This window comes from Fructobacillus sp. ESL1117 (assembly GCF_058508565.1).
Map to the genome: position 1 here is coordinate 1,169,953 of NZ_CP196385.1, position 21,524 is coordinate 1,191,476.

19 protein-coding genes are annotated in these 21,524 nt (G+C 44.3%); 13 read left to right on the forward strand and 6 right to left on the reverse strand.

Annotated elements, in window-relative coordinates:
* The first annotated feature begins 196 nt into the window (after positions 1–196).
* Positions 197–1,819: a malolactic enzyme gene (locus tag ACSYSH_RS05435; RefSeq protein WP_252773266.1), complete on the forward strand. Its 1,623-nt coding sequence runs from the start codon at positions 197–199 to the stop codon at positions 1,817–1,819.
* A 174-nt stretch (positions 1,820–1,993) separates the two neighbouring features.
* Positions 1,994–2,950 (forward strand): AEC family transporter, encoded by a 957-nt coding sequence (locus tag ACSYSH_RS05440; RefSeq protein ID WP_252773265.1) that lies wholly within the window; start codon positions 1,994–1,996, stop codon positions 2,948–2,950.
* A 264-nt stretch (positions 2,951–3,214) separates the two neighbouring features.
* On the opposite strand, the gene ACSYSH_RS05445 is transcribed toward ACSYSH_RS05440, so the two are convergent.
* Both ACSYSH_RS05445 and rpiA read right to left on the reverse strand, forming a co-directional pair.
* On the reverse strand, positions 3,215–4,576 hold the full coding sequence (locus ACSYSH_RS05445; protein ID WP_491702225.1) for a threonine/serine exporter family protein: 1,362 nt from the start codon (positions 4,574–4,576) through the stop codon (positions 3,215–3,217).
* Between the two features lie 167 nt (positions 4,577–4,743).
* The gene (rpiA, locus tag ACSYSH_RS05450; RefSeq protein WP_252773263.1) at positions 4,744–5,430 is read right to left on the reverse strand and encodes a ribose-5-phosphate isomerase RpiA; all 687 of its coding nucleotides are present in this window, start codon (positions 5,428–5,430) and stop codon (positions 4,744–4,746) included.
* Between the two features lie 582 nt (positions 5,431–6,012).
* Between rpiA and ACSYSH_RS05455 the strand changes: the two genes are divergently transcribed.
* The 5 genes from ACSYSH_RS05455 to lepB all read left to right on the forward strand — a co-directional run bounded on the left by ACSYSH_RS05455 (position 6,013) and on the right by lepB (position 11,195).
* A complete protein-coding gene (locus ACSYSH_RS05455) occupies positions 6,013–7,731 on the forward strand; it encodes a BspA family leucine-rich repeat surface protein (protein ID WP_491702224.1) in 1,719 nt (572 codons plus the stop codon).
* An 825-nt stretch (positions 7,732–8,556) separates the two neighbouring features.
* Entirely contained in the window at positions 8,557–9,117 is a 561-nt protein-coding gene (locus ACSYSH_RS05460; RefSeq protein ID WP_489816191.1) for a hypothetical protein, read from the forward strand.
* A gap of 118 nt (positions 9,118–9,235) precedes the next feature.
* Positions 9,236–10,171, forward strand: coding sequence for a ribokinase (locus ACSYSH_RS05465; protein ID WP_491702223.1), 936 nt, complete (start codon positions 9,236–9,238; stop codon positions 10,169–10,171).
* Positions 10,172–10,202: 31 nt separating this feature from the next.
* Positions 10,203–10,517 (forward strand): hypothetical protein, encoded by a 315-nt coding sequence (locus ACSYSH_RS05470; protein ID WP_491702222.1) that lies wholly within the window; start codon positions 10,203–10,205, stop codon positions 10,515–10,517.
* A 48-nt stretch (positions 10,518–10,565) separates the two neighbouring features.
* Positions 10,566–11,195: a signal peptidase I gene (lepB, locus tag ACSYSH_RS05475; protein ID WP_252773258.1), complete on the forward strand. Its 630-nt coding sequence runs from the start codon at positions 10,566–10,568 to the stop codon at positions 11,193–11,195.
* 253 nt (positions 11,196–11,448) lie between these two features.
* Here the strand turns inward: lepB and ACSYSH_RS05480 are convergent, their stop codons facing one another.
* Positions 11,449–13,107: an alpha-keto acid decarboxylase family protein gene (locus ACSYSH_RS05480; protein ID WP_489816194.1), complete on the reverse strand. Its 1,659-nt coding sequence runs from the start codon at positions 13,105–13,107 to the stop codon at positions 11,449–11,451.
* 106 nt (positions 13,108–13,213) lie between these two features.
* Here ACSYSH_RS05480 and ACSYSH_RS05485 point away from each other — a divergent pair, with 106 nt between their 5' ends.
* Positions 13,214–13,624 (forward strand): MarR family transcriptional regulator, encoded by a 411-nt coding sequence (locus ACSYSH_RS05485; RefSeq protein WP_489816195.1) that lies wholly within the window; start codon positions 13,214–13,216, stop codon positions 13,622–13,624.
* A gap of 356 nt (positions 13,625–13,980) precedes the next feature.
* Here the strand turns inward: ACSYSH_RS05485 and ACSYSH_RS05490 are convergent, their stop codons facing one another.
* Both ACSYSH_RS05490 and ACSYSH_RS05495 read right to left on the reverse strand, forming a co-directional pair.
* Complete coding sequence (locus ACSYSH_RS05490; RefSeq protein ID WP_252773255.1) at positions 13,981–14,481, reverse strand: hypothetical protein; 501 nt, start codon at positions 14,479–14,481, stop codon at positions 13,981–13,983.
* A 250-nt stretch (positions 14,482–14,731) separates the two neighbouring features.
* Positions 14,732–15,280, reverse strand: coding sequence for a YbhB/YbcL family Raf kinase inhibitor-like protein (locus ACSYSH_RS05495; protein WP_489816196.1), 549 nt, complete (start codon positions 15,278–15,280; stop codon positions 14,732–14,734).
* A gap of 98 nt (positions 15,281–15,378) precedes the next feature.
* Here ACSYSH_RS05495 and ACSYSH_RS05500 point away from each other — a divergent pair, with 98 nt between their 5' ends.
* The 3 genes from ACSYSH_RS05500 (at position 15,379) to ACSYSH_RS05510 (ending at position 17,061) form a co-directional block, all read left to right on the forward strand.
* Positions 15,379–15,873 (forward strand): DUF1440 domain-containing protein, encoded by a 495-nt coding sequence (locus tag ACSYSH_RS05500; protein WP_252773253.1) that lies wholly within the window; start codon positions 15,379–15,381, stop codon positions 15,871–15,873.
* Positions 15,874–16,062: 189 nt separating this feature from the next.
* Positions 16,063–16,365, forward strand: a complete 303-nt coding sequence (locus tag ACSYSH_RS05505) for a helix-turn-helix transcriptional regulator (RefSeq protein WP_489816197.1) — start codon at positions 16,063–16,065, stop codon at positions 16,363–16,365.
* A gap of 18 nt (positions 16,366–16,383) precedes the next feature.
* A complete protein-coding gene (locus ACSYSH_RS05510) occupies positions 16,384–17,061 on the forward strand; it encodes an HD domain-containing protein (RefSeq protein ID WP_491702220.1) in 678 nt (225 codons plus the stop codon).
* 109 nt (positions 17,062–17,170) lie between these two features.
* Here ACSYSH_RS05510 and zwf read toward each other — a convergent pair whose 3' ends face one another.
* A complete protein-coding gene (gene zwf / locus ACSYSH_RS05515) occupies positions 17,171–18,631 on the reverse strand; it encodes a glucose-6-phosphate dehydrogenase (RefSeq protein ID WP_252773250.1) in 1,461 nt (486 codons plus the stop codon).
* A gap of 234 nt (positions 18,632–18,865) precedes the next feature.
* Here zwf and ACSYSH_RS05520 point away from each other — a divergent pair, with 234 nt between their 5' ends.
* Together ACSYSH_RS05520 and ACSYSH_RS05525 are read left to right on the forward strand one after the other, a co-directional pair.
* Positions 18,866–20,092 (forward strand): MFS transporter, encoded by a 1,227-nt coding sequence (locus ACSYSH_RS05520; protein ID WP_252773249.1) that lies wholly within the window; start codon positions 18,866–18,868, stop codon positions 20,090–20,092.
* A 6-nt stretch (positions 20,093–20,098) separates the two neighbouring features.
* Positions 20,099–21,472 carry a Na+/H+ antiporter NhaC family protein gene (locus ACSYSH_RS05525; RefSeq protein ID WP_491702219.1) on the forward strand — a complete coding sequence of 458 codons (1,374 nt, stop codon included), beginning with the start codon at positions 20,099–20,101 and terminating at the stop codon, positions 21,470–21,472.
* Positions 21,473–21,524: the final 52 nt, after the last annotated feature.

A 21,524-nucleotide genomic window follows, 5' to 3' on the forward strand; every position in this document is an offset into this window, starting at 1 on the left:
TCTCCAAATTCAGTTCTTAACATTCAAGCCTACTCCTATTATAGCAAAATCTGTCAACCCCCCTTCATGAACTATAGGGAAAAGTGTGGGTATGCCACCTGTTTGACTATAATTTTCTTCGGGTTATAGAATAACAGCGTTAAGTGATTCGAACTTCGATTCGAGTTAGAAAACAAAGAAAAAAGGAGCCTATCTCATGACACCAATTGAGATTTTAAATAATCCCTTCCTCAACAAGGGAACAGGGTTCACGATGGAAGAACGTAAGGAACTCGGCGTTGCCGGTCTTTTGCCTCCCCGCGTGCAAACTTTGGAAGAACAATCAGCACAAGCATACGCACAATACCAATCAAAGCCTTCTGATTTGGAAAAGCGTTTGTTCTTGATGGAAATCTTCAACACCAACCACACATTGTTCTACTACTTGTTCGGACAACACGTGGTTGAGTTTATGCCAATCGTTTATGATCCAGTTATCGCTGACACGATTGAAAATTACTCAGAATTGTTTGTTAACCCACAAAACGCAGTTTACTTGTCAATTGACGAACCAGACGTGATGGAATCAGCCTTGAAGGCCGGTGCCAATGGTCGTGACATTAAATTGATTGTTGTGACTGATGCTGAAGGAATCTTGGGTATCGGTGATTGGGGTACGAACGGTGTTGATATCGCCGTTGGTAAGTTGATGGTTTATACGGCTGCTGCCGGTGTTAACCCTGAAAACGTTTTGCCAGTTGTCTTGGATAACGGAACAAACAACCAATCATTGTTGGACAACGACATGTACTTGGGTAACCGTCACGAACGTGTCCGTGGCGAAAAGTATACAAAATTTGTTGACAGCTTCGTTGAAGCTGCTGAAAACTTGTTCCCTAATTTGTACCTGCACTGGGAAGACTTTGGCCGTTCAAACGCCGCTGTTATCTTGGACAAGTATAAGGACAAGATTACAACGTTTAATGATGACATCCAGGGAACTGGAATCATCACTTTGGCAGCCGCTTTGGGTGCCATGACCATCACAGGTGAAAAGTTGTCTGACCAGACTTACTTGACATTTGGTGCAGGTTCAGCCGGTGCAGGTATCGCCAACCGGATGTTTGAAGAAATGTTGCAAGAAGGTTTGTCTGAAGAAGAAGCTCGCAAACACATCTACATGGTGGACAAGCAAGGCTTGCTCTTTGACGACATGGATGATTTGACTCCTGAACAAAAGCCATTCGCCCGCTCACGTTCAGAATTTGCAAACGCTGCTGATTTGACAAACTTGGCAGCTGTTGTCAAGGAAATTCACCCAACGATTATGGTTGGAACTTCAACGCAACCAGGTGCCTTTACAAAGGAAATCGTGCAAGAAATGGCTGCTCACACTGAGCGCCCAGTCATCTTCCCATTGTCAAACCCAACGAAGTTGGCCGAAGCAAAGGCAGAAGACTTGCTTGAATGGACTGATGGTAAGGCCTTGATTGCTACTGGAATCCCAGTTGACCCAATTGAATACAAGGGTGTTAGCTATGAAATCGGTCAAGCCAACAACGCCTTGGTTTACCCAGGACTTGGTCTTGGAACAATTGCTTCAACGGCAAAGGTCTTGAATGATGAAATGATTTCAGCCGCTGCTCACTCATTGGGTGGGATCGTTGATGCAACCAAGCCAGGGGCAGCCGTTTTGCCACCAGTTTCAAAGTTGACTGTCTTCTCAGAGACAGTTGCAATCGCCACTGCTCAGTCAGCCGTTGACCAAAAGATCACGAAGGAAGAGATCGCCGACGTGAAGAAGGCCATCGAAGACTTGAAGTGGGAACCTAAGTATTAAGATTTAACTTACAAAAAACAAAGCAAAGCAACAACACATGGAAAAGGGCGAAAAGTCCTTTTTTATGTGCAATTTTTTAAAATTAGTGAAGTTCATGGCAGGTCAGTACTCATAAATACTGATTGATAAGTGGATGGGGCTACTATGAGCGCCACCCGTAGAAGGGAGTTCTTTATGGCATTTTTAAATTCGGTTGAAAGTGTTGTGACAATCATCTTGATGATTGCCCTGGGTTTTGTTTTGCGCCAGCGGGGCTGGTTTGCTGATAGTTTTTCCGGGAATATTTCTCGTTTGATTACTAATATTGCCTTACCGGCATCGATTTTTGTCTCAGTATTAAAGTTTTTGACACGTGATAAATTAGTGTCCTTGTCTGGAGGATTGGTTTATGCCTTCCTCTCATTTGCCATCAGCTATCTAGTTGCCTACATTTTGGCTTATGTCTTCAAGGTCCGTCCTGGCCGCAAAGGGACCTTTATTAATGTTGTCGTCAATGCCAATACGATCTTTATTGGTTTACCTTTAAATGTGGCGCTTTTTGGTAATCAGGCGCTGTCTTATTTCCTGGTTTATTATGTGATGAACACGATTTCAACCTGGGCCATTGGTGCTTTGATTATCGCCAATGATCGCCCAGATAAGGGACAAAAGGCCTTCAATTGGAAGAAGCTTTTACCTGCTCCCTTGGTTGGGTTCCTGGTGGCCTTGGTCTTCTTACTTTTGGCCATTCCGGTTCCTGATTTTGCAACGTCAACATTGACTTACGTTGGTAACTTGGTCACGCCATTGTCCTTGATTTATATCGGGATTGTTCTTGCGGATGCTGGTTTAACCAGTATTCACTTTGACAAGGACACGGTTGTTGCCTTAGTTGGGCGCTTTATCTTTGCACCAACCGTTATGTTGACCCTTTTGGTTTTCGCCGGCGGCTTTTTGGGTCACTTACCACACCTTGAAGCTCAAACCTTGGCAGTGCAAGCTGCCACGCCGGCTTTGGCAGTTCTGCCAATCTTGGCCAATGAGGCCAATGGCGACGTGAAGTACGCCACGAACGTCGTCACCACATCAACCGTTCTCTTTGTGGTGATTGTGCCCGTCGTAAATACCATTGCGACACTGCTTTTTAAATAAGAAATCTTTCGGTAAGAAAACCCGCCCTTCTCGTCTTGAGAGGGCGGGTTTTTGACTGATTTAGTTACAATTGAAGAAAAAATAGGCCTGTAAAAAGGTGAAAAAAGTACCGCTCTACTTGAATAATGAAGGATAACATATCACCGTCAGCGGGCGGTGCTCTTATGGACGGCTTTTAGATCAAAAATTTGTAATCTTTTTGAGCAATATCCCTTGAATGTCAAAAAAGCCCCTTTCTGATCGAGGAGGGGGCTTTTTCTCAAACTAATCCACGATTCGCCATTGCTTATCGAGGACAAACCGGGCCACGAAGAGGCCAAAGGGCAAAAAGAGCATGATTAAGAGGGTCTTAGTCAGCCATTCAGCGCCGGTTCCAACGTTGTTGAGCCCGAGGTTGTAAACGCCACGGTAGATGTAGAGTCCAGGGACCATGATTACGATTGATGGTACGGTCAAAGTGATTCGGGGGTACCGTAATTTTTGGTTGACCAGGGAAGCCAGGAGCCCGGCAAGCAAGGCGCCAATGAAGGCCGCTGCCGCTGGCGGACAGTGAACGAGATCGACTAATTCAAGTCGGACCGTGTTGGCGACGGCTCCGATCAAGCCAGCCGTGATGGCCATCTTCTGCTTTGAATTAAACATCATCGAGAAACCATAAACACCGGCAAATGAGGCCAATAAGCGCAGGATAATTAATGGACCAAGGGATAGCCCCTGTGGCAAGAAATTTTGCGGTTTGAGGCCCAGACCAAGGGCCAAGAGCCAACCAATAAAGGTTGCCGTGATAATGGTTGTCAGGGCAAAAGTTAAACGTTCCAACCCTGACCGCATATCGTTCTTGGTGATATCGAGAATGCTCGTGATATAGGGGAAGCCGGGGATGACAAAGAGCATGGCGCCAACATAGCCAGCTTCATGGACTGAGGTATTGGCCCAAAAGAGACCCAAAACTTGTAATGATAGAAAATAAGACAAGCAGGCAATGGCAACGCCTAATGTTGTGGTGGCGACGGCGGTCCAATGGCGTTTTCCCAGGAGCTTACGGGTAAACTGTCCCAATCCGGCTCCAACAAAGCAGCAAATCATCTCAATCAGGCCGCCACCGAGCAGGAAGATAAAGCCGGCACAGGCTAGGCCGGCTGCTAGGCCGGATTGGTAGGGCTGGTAGTTTCCGGGTTCTTTTTTGATGTCGTCAAGTCGCCGGTGGATCAGGGCCGGCTTTTGGTCGGCATAGTCACTGGCAAAGCGTTGGACGAAGTCTTGAAGTTCACTCAGTTTGTCGGTATTGACGCCTGAACTGGCGAGCGAGAGGCTTTCGGTAAAGGACTCAACTCCGTCAAAGCAGGTTAATGTTAGGGAGGTAAAGCCGATATCAGCGGAACAGGTCAGTCTGAGCGCTCTAGCGACCGTGTTCATGGCATCGCGCACACGCCAGGCACCAGTTCCAAAGGCAAGGAGCATGAGACCAACCCGGCCAACAATTGAAGCTCTTACCCGGAGGGATGCCTGACGGGCGGGTACTTGATCATTTTCAATCACTTTTTCCCAGCGAATTGCCATGTGGTGGTGGAGGCGTTCAGGATGAATGGTATCTTCGATGGCAGCTTTTGTGGTGGGGGTCGTCATGGTTCTTTATCCTTCTCATGAGCTTTTAAAAAAGAGTCAATATAAATTATATGATAGGCCTTTTAAATCAGCATTTCAAGGCGGTCTTCAGCGGTCTGTCAAGCTGCTTTTACCAACAAAAAGCGACAAAAAAGTCCGGCGAATTTGCCGGACTTTTTTGTTTGTAATTATGAATTGCTTAATTGATCTTTGTAAATTGCTTGACCCGTATTACCGACCAATAAGACATCACAAATATCGATAAAGAGACCGTGTTCAACAACACCGGTCAAACTCTTAAGGTCTTGGGCCAACTGGGGCAAATCCTCTTGACCAGTGATATCAACGTCGATGATGTAATTACCGGAATCGGTTGTCAGGTAATTGCCGTCCTCTTGTTGACGGTAAACAGGCTTTAAATCACGGGTTTTAAGATAATTAAACACATGGTGGACACCAAACTTCACCACTTCCACAGGAAGACGGTAAGAGCCTAAGCGTTGATGCTGCTTGGAAGAGTCCACAACCCAGATATTCTTGGTTGAATTCGTGGCCACAATCTTTTCAAAAAGAAGGGCGGCACCACCACCCTTAATGCCGTTCAGGTTCCCATCGACTTCATCAGCCCCGTCGACGGTCACGTCGATACGGTCGACGGCGTCGATATCAACAACCTTTAAACCAAAACCAAGGGCAAGTTGAGAAGTTTGGACGGATGTGGCTACGCAGGTAATGTCCATCTGTTCTTCATGGGCTTTTTTGGCCAATAAATCAATAAAGATTGAGGCCGTTGATCCCGAACCCAGGCCAACAATCGCCTGGTTGGGAATCAACTCGACGGCCATTTGGGCCGCTTTTACTTTGTCATCATTCACGTTCGATCCTCCAACAACCGGCAAGGAATATTTATCATTCTTATTATAGCAGAAATGCCCCTTAAACCAATTGTGACTTTCAGTCAATGTAGGCTGAGTTTTTGAGGCCCAGTTTGTGGGCACAACAAAATTTATTTAATACGGTTGTAACAAGTTGAAGTTTACTTATTTTCTGATTAATTAACCGATTCCTCCCTTAGATAAATATTTTTAAGTCAAGAGTTGGGGATATTAGCAGTAGGGTATTCTGAAAGAACGGCCTGATTGATCTAGAAGTAAGGATCAAAAGATAGACCTGAAATTCTTCAGCAAAAAATTGGTAGAATATCCAATTTGTCTAAGGCAACAATAGGTGATTTAAATTTCGTAAAATAGCCTTATTTAAAATGTAATTTTTTTGACACAAAAAAAACATTGTGGTTAAATGAACCCGTATGCTTTGTCTATGATTAGATTCAAGACATCTATCGACTTTAGGCAATGAAACCTTAGTGTTGAAAATCCGAATTGAATTATCAAGTTAATTTTCAGGACAAAATATGAGCGAAGTTACTTACGAAAGTGTTTTTGGGGGACGTTTTTATGAATGACAGTAAACGGTATAAATTATATAAGTCAAATAAAGTATGGATGACTGGATTAGCCGGATTAGTCGGGCTAACTTTAGCAGGTTTTACGCAATCCTATCCAGTATCTGCCGATAATAATGCTAGTGTTAACACTACTACGGCAGCCGTTAATGGAACGGCAGATCAAAATAATGATGGGCTATCAGATCGTTCTGGTGCTGATCAGAGTGGCCTACAAACGGGTAAGTGGGGCACGGCTGATTACTCGTATAATCCAGATAGTAAAGTATTAACTGTCTCTAATGGGGAACTTCCATCGGCTCAAGATAGCACTGCAAATCAATTAAGCAATGATATTAAAAATAATATTCAAACGATTACCTTTGGAGATAATGTCTCAGCACCAGAAGATAGTTCGAATCTTTTTAAGAACTTTGCTAATTTAAATGAAGTTAATGGTAATTTAGATACATCAAAAGTCACCAACATGTCGTATATGTTTTATGGAACCACTGTTGCGAATGTCGATGGTTTGCAGAACTGGGATACATCAAAAGTCGCCAACATGTCTGAGATGTTTAGTAAAAACAAAAATTTAAAGAATGTTGATGGTTTGCAGAACTGGAATACAAGCAATGTGACGGACATGTCGCTTATGTTTATTAATGATAATGGTTTAGCGAATGTTGATGGTTTGAAGAGTTGGGACACAGGCAACGTGATAGACATGTCGGATATGTTTGCTGGAAACGCGAGTCTAGTAAATCTCAACGGTTTGCAGAACTGGAATACATCAAAAGTTACCAACATGTCTGAAATGTTTTTTGGAACCAATAGTTTAGCGGATATTAGTGGCTTGCAGAATTGGGATACATCAAAGGTCGCCAACATGTCTAATATGTTTTTTGCGGCCAGTAGTTTAGCGAATGTTGATGGTTTGCAGAATTGGAAAACATCAACAGTCACAGATATGTCAGATATGTTTGCGAATGACGCCAATTTAGAGAATGTCGATGGTTTGCAGAACTGGGATACGTCAAAGGTCACGGACATGTCAGGTATGTTCATGAATAACGCCAGTTTAATGAATGCCAATATGAGAAATTGGGATACATCAGAAGTCGCCGACATGGAAAGTATGTTTTATGGAGATTCTCAGCTTTCTAAAATCATTTTAGGATCGAAAGTTAAAAGCATAGCAGGTGTTGGTTTGGACCAAGCGGGCCAGTGGGTTCGAACCACTCCAAGTGAACCAAGTGTTGTGTATAACAGTAGTCAAGACTTTATGAACCGCTATAACGGTGAAAATCCAGGTGTCTACGAATTGAAAGAAAATGTCAATCCACAGCCTAACCAAGATTCAACTAATGGTGGAACAACCGACAAAAGTGGCACCACCAATAATGGCGGTAACACGACTAACAACAGCAGCACAACCACCAACGGCGGCACCGCCAATAAAACGGGTACTACAAATAACGCTACCACCAACAGCAGTGCAATCAATAATGGTGGTAACACGACCAACAATGGCGACACTACAAATAGCGGCACAGCCAACAATAGTGGTACCACCAACAAAGGCACAACCAGTAATAGCGCTAATTCATCATTACCGAACACTGCTACAAAGCAGATTGCAGGAAAGAATAATATTTTGTTAGGATTAGCAGCATTGCTTTTTTATGCAATCGCGACTGTCTTTACTGCTATGAAGAAAAAGAAGAACTAAAAGGCATTTAGTTTAGTGACATAACAGTATGTTTCCTGAAAAGAGCTAAAAAAACCGGTTTCTGGAGTTTCAGGGCCGTTTTTTTGATGAGATGAACACTGACGCCATTTGTTCTAAACTTTGAGTTTACTGCCAATCAGGTCAATCGAAAAACAGTCTATTTTTGTTTAGAAATGGTGCATTTTGTTGACGAGGAAAAGTAAGATACAATATTGACGTTGAAATCAGAAAATAGGAGAAGGATCGATGAAAAAATTTATCGGGTCAATCTATATGAATAATTTATTTGGGGCACTCGTCTATTTTGTGATTCTTCATTTTGTGTTCCATACGAATTCGCTCTTACAAGATTTACTATCAACACTTGTCTTTTATATTGTGATGACAGCTTATTTTATCGTTAGTAAAAGGTTTAAAAAATGAGCGCAGCAAGATTCTCAGCAAGGTTAATTTCACAAAGGAGAATAGCTTTTTGAGAGTCAAACCAATTGTTTCGGTCTAAATTGAGTAAAAAAATTTTTTAAGAAAAAGCAGGCCCCAATCACAGGGTCCTGCTTTTTTAATTTTCGTTAATCGCCATTATGTTCGATCGACTTTTCTTAGCCGCAATGGCCATGATTAGGATGTCACTTGAAAATTTTATTTCTGGTCTGGTCCAATCAATTGCTGGGGCTGAGGGGCTGGGCCCAAAACGGGATTAGCGAGGGTTGTTTTAAGGGCTGGCTAAAGCGATTGTTTTGACCATTTTTAACAACGCTTCGAGCAACTTTGGCTAATTCTGGCGTTGATTACGAATTATCTGCAACCTATAATAGAAGAATCGAGATGAGAGTAGGCCAAGATCAACTTGGCCGATTTAAGGGGAAATCAGTGAGTAAAAAAGCAAAAATTATTTACCTAGTTTTAGCCATCGTAGCGGTGGTTGAGATTATTGCCTTGGCAGTTTTGCCCCATGTCTTTGGCAACAACCAGGAGAAGCAACCGAGCGTAAAACTCAGTCAAAGCCAGGCAAAAACGGCAGGAACGAAGGCGGATGACTTGATGAAGAACCTTTATCAGTGGTCAAATGATCAAGAGTACGCCAATAACAAGCAGAAGATTATTCAAAATGATGTGACCAACGCTGAAGTGATTAATCAGGTAATGCCAGATGACGACAGCCAAAGCCAAATCAATTCGACGAAACTCCAGTCAACCTATGAGGGCTCGCAAGCCTTTCAAAAGGGCAAGACGGCCGGTGATATGACCATTGAGGTTAAAAGTACCGTGACGAAGTCCGGTTCAAGTACGAAGAGTACGATTGTTGATGGCTATCAAGCGCACTATGATCCAAAATCAGAACGGTTTACGAAACTGATTTATCAGGGGCAACAAAAGACGACTTAATTGACGGACACACCTTTTGGTCTGGAAAAGTCTGCCATGCAGGCAGAAAAATGGTCGCTTTTCTTGTAAAATAGTAGAAGGAAAGTGAAGTAACTGACGGCTGCGAAAGGATTTCGTCATGGTCAAGAAGACAACAATTATCGGTTCAACTAATTTGGATAAAGTTACCCGGGTGCCCCGGTTAGCCAATAGCGGGGAAACACTCGCAACGCCCCAGCACCAAGAAGAGGTCATGGGTGGCAAGGGCCTCAACCAGGCGGTTGCTGTTGCCCGCGCTGGTGGCCAAGCCAACTTTATTACCAAGGTGGGTGCCGGCTTTGATTTAGCTGGCAGAGTCCACGAGGAGGGGTTGAACCTTGACTATGTTTTGCAATCGCAGGATGCCGAAACGGGTCAGGCTTACATCACGGTTTCCAAGGCCACTGGTGATAATATTATTTATGTTTATGAAGGCGCTAACGGTCAACTTTTAGCAAAAGACGTTTGGGACCAAAGGGCTGCCTTTGAGGATGCCGCCTTTTGCTTGGCACAGCTGGAAATCCCATTGGAAACGGTTTTTTCAGCCTTTAAAGATGCCCACGAGGCCGCGGCTGTGACGGTTTTGAACCCGGCACCGGTACCAGACCAAGAAAATTTTCCAAAAGAATTACTGGCGGAAAGTGACTTGGTTATTCCAAATGAGCATGAGGCGGAATTGCTGACTAATATTCCGGTCACGGACCGCGAGTCTTTGATTCGGAATGCTGATTTCTTCTTCAAGGCGGGTGTTAAGCACGTTTTGATTACTCTTGGAGACAAGGGTGCTTTTTATAAATCAGCTGATGGCAAGGAGGTCATGGTTAATGCCATTAAGACGACTGCCATCGACACTACCGCAGCCGGGGACACCTTTATTGGGGCCTTATTATCACGTTTGATGCCATCTTTTGCCAATATCGAAGGTGCAATCAAGTACGGGGTTGCAGCGGCATCTTTGACGGTTGCTCAGCCGGGGGCCCTGCCATCGATTCCGTTTGAGGATGCCATTTTGGCCCAATTACCAAAGACTAAGTAATAAGATAACAGAAGAAAGGAGGCCCTGAGCGTTGAAAATTGCTGAGATGAACTTAGCCAGAAGGGATTACTGGGTGTCGGTCCAAGAAAAGGTTGAACAAGGAGGTGCAGTTGCTCAACCGGCCGGATTGGATTACCGTGTCCTGGCTTTTTCTTTTGAAAACAACTTGATTATTGACTGGCAGAAGGCATTTCCTGGTCCTAATCCGACGGATATCGTTCCTGATTTGTACATGGATTCGGACATAAAAGACCTGCATTTGGCGCATGGTATCTATCATTTTGATACAAAAGGGCGGACAAGTGATAGAATCTATCATATAACGATTAATACAGTGCGCTCCTGATTTTTAGTTCGGGACTGCATCATAGTAAAATCAATTAAGGAAATGAATATGAAAAAATTTTTGAGCTTTCTTTGGAATTGGATTGCTCCAATTGCTTTTGGTATTGCAGTTTACTTGGCTGTGACAACGTTTTTGGTCAACGTTGTGACCATCAATGGTGATTCGATGGCGCCAAACTTGTTAGACGAGCAAAAGGTTTTGGTGACTAAGACCCATGAAGCCAAGCGTGGGGATGTCATTGTCTTTGATGCCCGCAAGGAAGATCCGCGAATCCAGGCCGGTAATAAGGACTACGTTAAGCGTGTGATTGGTTTGCCTGGTGACACAGTCGAATACCGCGATGGCGACTTGTACGTCAACAATAAAAAGGTCAACGAGTCCTTTATCTCGTCAGATGAACAGCAGAGTGGGACCGAAGCTAGCTTCGGTTCGACATGGTCGTTGGGTACGCTTTCTTCAACGGGAATGTGGAAGCAATCAGACCAGGGAAAGACAGTCGTTCCCAAGGGGGCTTACTTTGTTCTTGGTGATCATCGTTCTGTTTCCAACGATAGTCGTTACTTTGGCTTTGTTTCCAAGGAACACGTTGTTGGTCGGGTGATCGTGCCGTTCTGGTATAGTGATACCGTCAAGAAGAATGTTGAAAAAGAACGGGACCACTTCTTTGCCACTAATTAAAAAATAATCAGCCGTTTGGCAGGAAGAGACGAACAACGCCGCAATTGGAACCAATCAATTTCGGGGCTGCGAGTCAGGAAAACCTGCTGGACGGCTTTTTTGTGCCCGCATTGCTGCTTCAGTGCTGGCGACTGGCTCAAATTTGGGATGCCCGTACCTCTAACACTCAAAAGCACCCCCTTTGCCAAGGCGAAGGGGGTGCTGATTTTATATAAGCTGTAAGCAGAAAAGGAAATGGTGAGGAGAATAAAGATTAATGGTTTTGGGCTTCGAAGCGGATACCAGTTTCAATCAACTGAGCAGGTGCATCCTTCATACCCATGTTGGCTTGAACGATGACCATCTTGTCAGTTTCTTTGTCGGCCTTCTTCATGGCAGCAATCAATTCTTCTTCAGTTGAAACTTCGATGAAGTCGTATTGGTCGTCGCTGGCACCAAAAGCAGGAGCAATCAAGTCATAACGGTACTTTGGTACATCGTTATAAGGTTCATCCATACCGTGGATAACACGTTCAACCGTGTAGCCGGTGTTTTCAATGATGAACAAAACAGGGTTCAAGCGTTCCTTCAAAGCCAAACCAAAGTCTTGGATAGTCAATTGCAGTGAACCTTCACCGGTAGTCAAAACGGCCCGGCGGTCAGGGTTGGCCAATTGAGCACCAATTGCGGCAGGGAAGGCGTAACCAATTGAGCCCCACAATGGTTGACCGAAGAACTTAGCACCGCTGGCCAAGTTTTGGCTTGCCAAACCGAAGAAAGAGGTTCCTTGTTCAGCAATCAAAGTCTTGTTGCCAGTGATGAAGTCTTGCAAGGCCCGGTCATAGAAGGCTTGAGTCAAAGGTCGGTCGCTAGCTTGCAAGGCAGCAGGTTCTGCTGGCTTTTGTACGGCAGGCAAGGACAAGTTCAAATCAGTTGTGGCCAAGCCTTGGATAGTGGCAACAAAGTCAAAGTCTCCTGGCAAAGATTGACCAAAGATTGTGCCACGGCGTGTTGAGAGCGTGATTGTTTGGCTCTCATCGAATTCCTGCGTGAAGCCACCAGTAACAGAGTCGGTCAACTTAGCACCTAAGACAAAGACAACATCTGCATCGGCAACGAAATGGTTAATCGATTCGTCAGAAATTGTTCCGTTATAAGTACCAACGAAGTTGGCAAAGCTTTCATCAACGGCTGCCTTACCAAAGCCAAGATCAACAACGGGGATGTTGTTCTTCAATGAGAAGTCTTGAACAGCTTGGCCCAAGTTAAAGCGATCGATTTCGTGTCCAACAACAATCACAGGGTGACTAGCCTTGGCTGCGGCCTGCTTGATTGCTGCGATTGAAGCAGGAGTTTCTTGTTTTGTGGTGGTGAACAAGGCGCTAATCGCTTCCTTCAAGGCAGGGTTAATAGGAGCGTTGACCAGGTCACTTGGCAAAACAAGGTAAGCAGGCTTCTTTTCATTAGCAATGTAAGTCAACGTTTCGTTGATTTGGTCAATGGCATTGTCTTCATCCAAGACGGTTGTCTTGATACCCAATGTTTCGTGAGCCTTGATGAAGCGGTCGAAGTCGCTGTCACCAAAGGTGTGATGAACTAATTTACCAGCGCGTTGTACGCCGTTTGTTGGAGCACCAACAATTTCCAAAACAGGAACGTGTTCAGCGATGCTTCCGGACAAACCGTTGATGGCGCTTAATTCACCAACACCGAAGGTTGTCACAAAGGTCGCAAAACCTTTTTCGCGAGCATAGCCGTCAGCCATGTAAGAGGCATTCAATTCGTTGGCATTGCCGACCCATTTCATATCGTTACGATGGGTGATATGGTCCAGGAATTGGAGGTTGTAATCACCGGGGACACCGAGAATCTCGTCGCCACCCATGGTTTTGATTACATCCAAGAGATAATCTGATATAGTATATTCAGTCATAAAAGTTCTTCCTTTCTTTTAGGTCAATTAAGTTTACCTATAACAAGAACTATAGACCCTGTTTTTAATTATGTCAACATAATTGACCTAAAAAGGAGGGTTTCCTTTGGAAATCGATCAAAAATTACCAACAATTTTCTTTGCTTATCAGGAATTTGCTTCACTGGTTGACCTTTCGCAATACGATTTAACCAAGAACCAACACCGGATGCTCTTTATTATTTCTTCATTAGAGGACGTGAGTATCAAGAAAATTTTGGTCCTGATTGGCATCTCTAAACAGGCGGCTAATGTCGCCATTCGCGATCTAATGGATAAAGGCCTGGTGACGGAACACCGGTCGACGGTGGATAAGCGCGTCAAATATTTGCAGTTAACCCCAGCAGGGTTCGCCCTTAATGATCAAATCAACCTGGAGCAAAAACGTCTTTTGGACCGCTATTTTGATGAAGCCGACGGCGACTGGGAAACGGCGATGACAAAGTTGGCGCAAAAATACCTTGACCGGGTTGAATAAGGTACAGCCAATTGGAATTTTTATTTTTTAATTGGAACGTGCCTTGCAAGTTCAAGCAAAATGATTTGTATTTGTTTTTTGAATGACTGTCTTTGACAATTTTTTGTTGTTTTGCTTAATCTTATTCATTCACAGTAATAGGGGTCAATCAATTATCTGTTCGATACCTGTGGCATGCTATTGTGCTTGATTTTAGTCAGCGCTTGCTAGTGCTAGTATTTTTCGGAAAAGTTTGAGAAACGCCAGTTTCACGCATTAAAAAGTAGATTTACCAGCATAATGCAAAAAAAATAATTACCAAGCAAAAAGGCCAGTTGCCGATAAATGTCGGTAACTGGCCTTTGCGGTCTAGATTTTCACTTGCTTTTGTCTTTTTTATTACGAGACCACCAGTGCTTTTTTTGCTCGTCTTCCATTTCAATTCGTTGAACACGAGAGGTAACCTTGTCTAACTGTGATAAGGTCGCCATTTGAAGATGCTGCTGCTGGTCAACGGTTGTTTGCGTTTTTTCCAGATTTTGTTCGGCTTTTTCCAAGGTCGATTTTAAAGTATCGATGTGTTGTTTGCGATCATCGAGTTGTTGGTCCTTATAGCCAAGCTGGGATTCCAACATTTCCAGACGCATTTTTAAGATTTCAATTTCAGCCTCGCTATCGATGCTTAAATCAGCAAGAGCGGACTGTTTGGCGGGCTTTAACGCCGTTAATTCTTCTTCGGTATACGTGCCGTTTAAATCAATCCCGCGCATCTTAGCTCGTTGAAAGAGCGTTTCACGCTCGATGCCTAAGAATAGTGTTAGTTCGGCAGTCGAGGAGAAAGTATAGTAATCTTTCATATTTTCGCGTTTAATTTTCAACAGACAATCCTCCGTTTGTATCTTAAATACCAGGATATAGAACTTGTTTTCGGGTTGTCAAAAAAGCAGTAGTTGATTGACAGCTTTTATGAAAAAATTTACCGAGAATTCCTGAAAAAATCAGGCTTTGCAAGTGCCATCCAAGGGTTAAGTATACCAAAGAAAAAAATGACCAGGGCAAGTTTAAGCATTTCTTAGACAAAAAATGTGAAATTTAAACTTTTAAAAAATATTTTGCTGGTGAAAACCACTAAGCTTTGGCTAAGATATCAACGCTGGCCTTGGCTAAAATGACCGCTGGGTTGTCTTGGTCGAGATGGTGGAGTTCGTTTAAGAAAAAGCCGGGTTTGACAGATAATTTATCTTTGCAAGCAATAACCATCAAAGTATACCGATGGTCATGGTCTGGTGGTACAGGACCGATATAAGTCTGCTTGAGTTTGGGATCTGTTTCTTGAATATAGCGAGAATAAGAGGAATTTTCCCCTTGAACGAAGCCACTATTAACAATGTCCGTTGCTTGATTAGCAGCCAGTTGAGCTAAATTGGCTGGCACAGAGGCCGAATCCTGTGTTACGGGGTAGTTAGCGGCTAGCCAATGAATCCAGGGGAAGCCCATCACGGGAATGGAGTCAAAATCAATGAAGGCCCACGCTAGGTACTTGGTACCAGAGGGGAGGTCTTTTACCTCAAACGGAAATGATTGAATCGGGTAGCGACCTGATTTTTCGTTCTCGGTGGCAAACTTGCTATAAGCGGCTGGTAAGTAGCCATCTTCGGTTGTCACTTGAATCTGCATAAGTGTGACTCCAATCGTCTTTTTCTGCATTATAACACTGCTTTTTCTAAGGTCAAAGTGTTATGATTAAAAAGAATTATTTGAGGAGAAACAGTTCTATGTTCAACATCATTTTTAACGCAGCCTGGGTTGGTGCCCTTGCTGGTTTGTTTGGCGGCATGGTCCGATTCGGTTGGACAAAAACCCTGCCTCCCCGCAATCAGCTGGCAACACAAAACGGTCCGATTACAACTTTCTTACAGCAACTTGGTTTAACCAAAAAGGAATCCCAAAAAAGCCTAACGGTTGCTTTTGACCAAAATGTTCCGGTCGTGGCTTTAAGTGTTTATTATGTTTATTCGATGCTGATGGCCATCTTTTTTGTTTTAGCCGCTAACTTTGATGGTCGCTTAACCTATGGTTTGGGCACGATGTTTGGTTTTGTTCTTTGGGTCGTAATTGATATTGTCTTCCTGCCAGCCATGAAGACTATTCCATTTTTCTGGCATCGTTCTGTTTACGAATTGACGGTCGAAATGGCCGGTTATTTAATCTTTGGCTGGGCCGTTTACCTGGTTGCCCTTGGCTTACCGGTCTCTGGTGTCTACTTATAAAAATGAATATGCTGAAAAAGTGCTCCGAATTGCTGAAAATCAGTACTCGGGGCTTTTTGATTTGAGATAGGGTGGCTCGCTGGTCGTGCAAAGCTTTGGTGCAAATTGACGCATTTTTGGTTACAATAGAGACAAGAATTTAGTATAGGAATTTTTTGATTACGCTCTTCATTGATTGGAGGACGTAATATGGTCACAAATTTCAGCTGGGGACCGTCAAGTGATTTGAAAAAGTTTTTACGAGACCTTTCTTTTCGCTATCGGCTCCAAAAGAAGATTGCGCATGCACTCAAAGTTGGGCGCAAGGAAGCCCATTTGACACAGGTTCAGGTGGCAGATGCCTTGAATATTTGTCAGAGTGCAGTTTCTAAGTATGAGGCGGGAAAAATCAGTCCTGATTTGACCCTCTTACTGTCTTTTTGCTACCTCTACGGTTGGACATTTGAGGAGTTCTTACTCCGGTTAAATATTCGAACGAAGGAACGTTTTTGAATAGAAGGGATAGCTAGGGTGATTGACTTAACAGCGATTCGAAACTTTGCAAGAGCAACATTGAAAAACGACACCTCGGGACATGATTTTTTGCATGCTAAGCAAGTGGCTCGGTTAGCAGTTGCCCTTTATGAAGACGACCATGGTCAGGTCAGTGAACAAGACCAGGCAGTCCTAGAGGCCGGGGCCCTGCTTCACGATACGATTGATGATAAGGTGGTCGCTGACATTGCTGCCCAGACAATTTTAGTTGAAACCTTACTTCGCCAGTCTGGGATTGCACCGATTGGCCAGGCGTTGGTTGCTGAAACGATTACCCATCTGTCTTATTCCGCCAACCTGCAAAAGCATTATGACCTTCCCTTATTAGGGCAGTATGTGCAGGATGCCGATCGTTTGGAAGCGTTGGGAGCCATCGGGATTGCTCGGACCTTTGCCTATGGTGGGCAAAAGGGTCACCCTCTGTATGATCCGGAGATTAAACCGGTCGCACTAAAAAATAAGGACCAGTACCGCCACCATCAAACAACTTCTGTTAATCACTTTTATGAAAAGTTATTGAAATTAGCCGACCAACTCAATACGCCGGCTGGACAAGCTGAGGGTCAGCGACGGTCTGCTTTTATGGAAAACTTTTTGGCTGAATTTCAACGCGAAACAGAGGCGTTGGCAGATCCAGCCTTTCGGGTACAATAGTATCAATTATTTTTGGTATTGATGACTAACTGATTCAAAGGCAGTAGCGCTGCCTTTTTTTGTACAAAAAAAGTCCACTGATGAGTGGACTTTCTTAGTCTGAAAAAACTTATTTACCCTGGAAAACCCAGGCGTCGCCGTTCTTGGCCAAAAGGTCATCGGCAGCTTGTGGACCCATAGTATCCGATTCATAAATTTCAAGCGGTGCTTTGTCGGCAGCGTAGACAGCTGAAATGGCGTCAGTAAACTTCCAAGCAGTGGCAACACCATGCCAGTCTGCAAAGTTTGATCCGTTGCCGTCCATGGCATCGTGGAGCATCCGCTCGTATGGTGCTGGCGTAACAGCTTTTTGTTCAGCTGTCGGTGCCCAGTTCAACTGGATCATTTGAGTGTTGAAGTTGTCGGAAACTTCCTTGGCGTTCAATGACCAAGTAATTTGTTCGTCTGGTGAAACCACGATTGAAAGCACAGTTTCTTGTGGTTCTTGGGCGGAGCCAAATGAGAAAGCACCAGCCTTGAAGACAACGTCAATCCGAGTCGTTTTCTTGGTCATGCGCTTTCCTGAACGGACATAGAATGGCACACCTTGCCAACGAGGAGTGTCGAAGTGCAATTCACCTGCGATATAAGTGTTTGTTTTTGAATCAGCTGGGACGTCTGGCTCTTGGTTGTAGGCGATATGACCAGCAGTCTTGCCGGCACCATATTGTCCACGAACGAAGTAACGGTTCACACCAGCTTCGTCATAAATTTCAAGGGCAGAGAAGGCGGCGTTCTTGGCGTCACGGATGGCAACGTCAGAGAAGTCCTTTGGTTCTTCCATGGCCAACCAACCGATGATTTGCATCGTGTGGTTTTGAATCATGTCCAAAAGAGCGCCAGCAGTGTCGTAGTAACCAGCTCGTTCTTCGACACCCAATGTTTCGGCCAAAGTAACTTGGACGTTTTTGATGTAATCCTTGTTCCAAGCATTGCTAATGAGCGGGTTACCAAAGCGCAATGGTGCGATGTTCAAGACCATTTCCTTACCCAGGAAGTGGTCGATGCGGTAAACCTGGTCTTCGCTGAAGGCTTCTGTTAATTCACTTTGGAGCTTCTCAGCGGTTGTATAAGAAGTCCCGAATGGCTTTTCAATCATAATCCGGTTGTAGCCCTTGTCGGCCAAGAGACCTTCTGACTTCAAGAACTTGGCAATTGTGCCAAAGAAGCGAGGAGCAACAGACATGTAGAAGATCCGGTTGCCGGCTATATCAAACTTTTCAGAGGCATTTTCGATTTCCTTTTTAAGGCCAACGTAGCCAGCGGGATCGGTCACGTCAGAGGCGCGGTAAGAAAAGTGGGCGATAAAATCAGCGACCTGCTTTTCGTCTTGACCAGCTGAGACGGATTCCTTCACCATGTCTTGGTACTGAGCATCCGTCAAATCCTGACGAGCGGTTCCAACAACCGCGAAATGTTCTGCCAAGTAGCCCTTTTTATATAAGTTAAAGACTGATGGGTAAAGCAAGCGCTTGGCCAAATCGCCAGTTGCGCCGAAGAAAGTTACTAAAGTATTAAGTTCTGCAACCATAAGAGTCCCCTTTATCTATTTTGCGTTCGTTATTATTATAACGGAAATGAGCAAAAAAATCACAAAAAGGTCAAAATTGAAAAAACTCTCACCCTTAGAGCCAAAAAGAAGTAAGCACTTACATTTATTTTTCTAAACAAAAAGTAAGCACTTACATTTTGTTGGTGAAAAAAGGTAAATAAACCAGCATAAAAGGACATTCATGTTATACTAACGTAATAATAAGGAGGGAATATGCAAGTCATTCAAAGCAAAAAATTATCAGAACGCTGGCTCTTAACGGCTAACTTGTTCGCCAACACTGGTAATGCCATGATTTGGCCCGTCACAACCCTCCACATGACCGTTTCTTTGGGACAGGACTTGACGATGTCGGGTGTTGTTATTTTGTTCTCGTCCCTGATGAATATTTTGGGCGCCTACATTGCCGGTAAGCTTTTTGACCGCTGGCGACCTTACCCAACGCTGATTGGGGCAAGTTTAATTGCCTTTTTCTCACTGGTCACACTATTTTTCTATAATGGTTGGCCGGTCTTTGCCTTTTTGATGATGACGGCCTCTTTTGGGATTGGTTCGGTTAACACATTGCTGAACGCTTATGCAACGACTGTAACCAGCAAGAATACACGAATTATATTTAATAATATGTACATCGTGCTTAATGTTGGGGTGGTGATTGGAACCTTAGCTGTCGGTTATCTTTTTGATTATGGATTCCAGTGGTTGATGCTCTTGGCTGCAACACTCTTTTTAATTTTGACTGGAATTGCGATTGGCATTTTTAATGTTAATACAGACATTGCGCCGGTTTTGGATGATGATTCAGTTGAAACAATCAATTCTGCCGGTCATGCCGATTCAATCATGACACACGAGCAGGAATCGGTTAAGGAGCCCGCCAAGTTTGAGATGTCACCATTACTCTGGTTTTTGGCAGCTTTCCTCTTTGTCATTTATCTTTCTTATATGTTGTGGGAGACCGTTATGGCCCCACATCTGCGCTCGATTGGCATTTCAACCCGTCATTATGCAGACCTCTGGGTTTTAAATGGCTTGACAATTATCCTTTTTCAAAAGATAATTTCAACTTGGGCCAATAAGCATCCATATCGTCTCTCGGTGATTACGGGTGGCTTTGTCTTTGCCTCATCATTTATTTTAATGCTCTTTGTGAACCAATTCTGGCAAATTGTTTTAGTTTTTGAACTACTGACTTTGGGTGAGATGTTAGCTTCACCACAGGTACCAGCCTGGGTGGCCCAGTTAACGCCGAAGGAAGTTTCTGGTCAAGCGCAAGGTTTTGTCAGCATTATGATTTCACTTGGACGGATGGTTGGGCCTCTGTACGGAGGGATTATGTTGGACCACGGCTGGTTTAACCCGCTGTTCTTCTCCGTTTTTATCGCCATGATTGTGGCAAATGTGGGCCTATTGGTTGTGGCCCGAAAAAAGAAGGAATAGTTTTTTATGCAACGTGAAGTAAATCGTAAATTGGCAGTTGCCCTTCTGGCTGGTGTCATTTTTATTTTGGCCGGCGGCATTATTGGCCTGGGCCTTGCACCAATTGCACCCTTGTTGGTGGCCATTGCTTGGATTATCTTAGTCATGCGCTTAGCGGGTGTCACTTTTCAAGACGCACAGGCGGCCCTGATTAAGGGGATTGAAGCCGGGATTGCGCCCTTGTTCTTATTCTTACTCATTGGCTCAATGATTGCCCTTTGGTTAGGGACGGGCGTGATTCCAACCATGATTTGGTTGGGCTTTAAGCTGATTAACCCAGCCTGGTTCTTGCCAACTGCCTTGTTAACATCCGCTTTAGTCGGAACAATGATTGGTTCTGCCTTTACAACGATGTCAACAGTTGGGGTAGCTTTGATGGGGGTTGGAACAACCCTAGGCTTTAACCCGGCCTTAGTAGCTGGGATGATTATTTCGGGCGCTATCTTCGGTGATAAGAGCTCACCGTTAGCTGATTCGACTAACTTGGCGGCGGCCGTTTCTGGTACTGATCTTTTTGCCCACTTGAAAAACCTGATGTGGACAACTCTGCCGGCAATGGCTGTGACGCTGATTTTAGCATTCGTCTTTGGTTTTTCCGCCCACCATACAGGTGGGGTTAGTGTCAAGACGGCAGCGGTCACGCAGTTGATCCAGCCAACCTGGTGGACAATTGTGCCGATTGCCTTGATTTTAATTTCGGCCTTGGCTAAAATTCCGGCCATTCCATCACTATTGCTGAACGTTGTGGTTAATACGGTTTATTACCTGTTGTCTGGGCATTCTTTGAAAACCTGGGCAAACTTGATTGTCAACGGTTATAAAACACCGTCAACAAATGCAACTTTGGTGGCCTTGTTGGACCGTGGTGGAATGACGGCAATGATGGAAACTATCATGTTAATCATGCTGGCCTTGGCTCTGGGCGGCCTCCTATCAAACCTTGGTATTTTGCGGGCAGTGATGAACCCCATTGTTTCGTACCTTAAGAGTCAGAAGTCAATCGTCTTTGCCACCTTGTTGACAGGGATTGCTACGAACTTCTTAGTAGGTGAACAATATCTTTCAGTAATGTTGCCTGGACAAATTTTTAAGGAAGATTACAAGCGCTTTGGTTTGTCACCCTTGGCCTTATCACGGGCAATGGAAGATTCGGGGGCGATTGCAAATTATCTGGTTCCGTGGGGCGTTGCTGGGGCCTTTGCGAGCCAGACGCTGCATGTGCCAGTTCTGTCCTTCGTGCCCTTTACTTTCTTAGCCCTCTTCTCGCCAGTCTTTTCACTACTTTCAGCACTGACCGGTATTGGATTACGTCAGGCTTCCCAAGATGAAGTGGCCAAATAATGAATTAAGTTGAAAACAATTAGGAGTCGGTCAGAAATGGCCGACTCCTTTC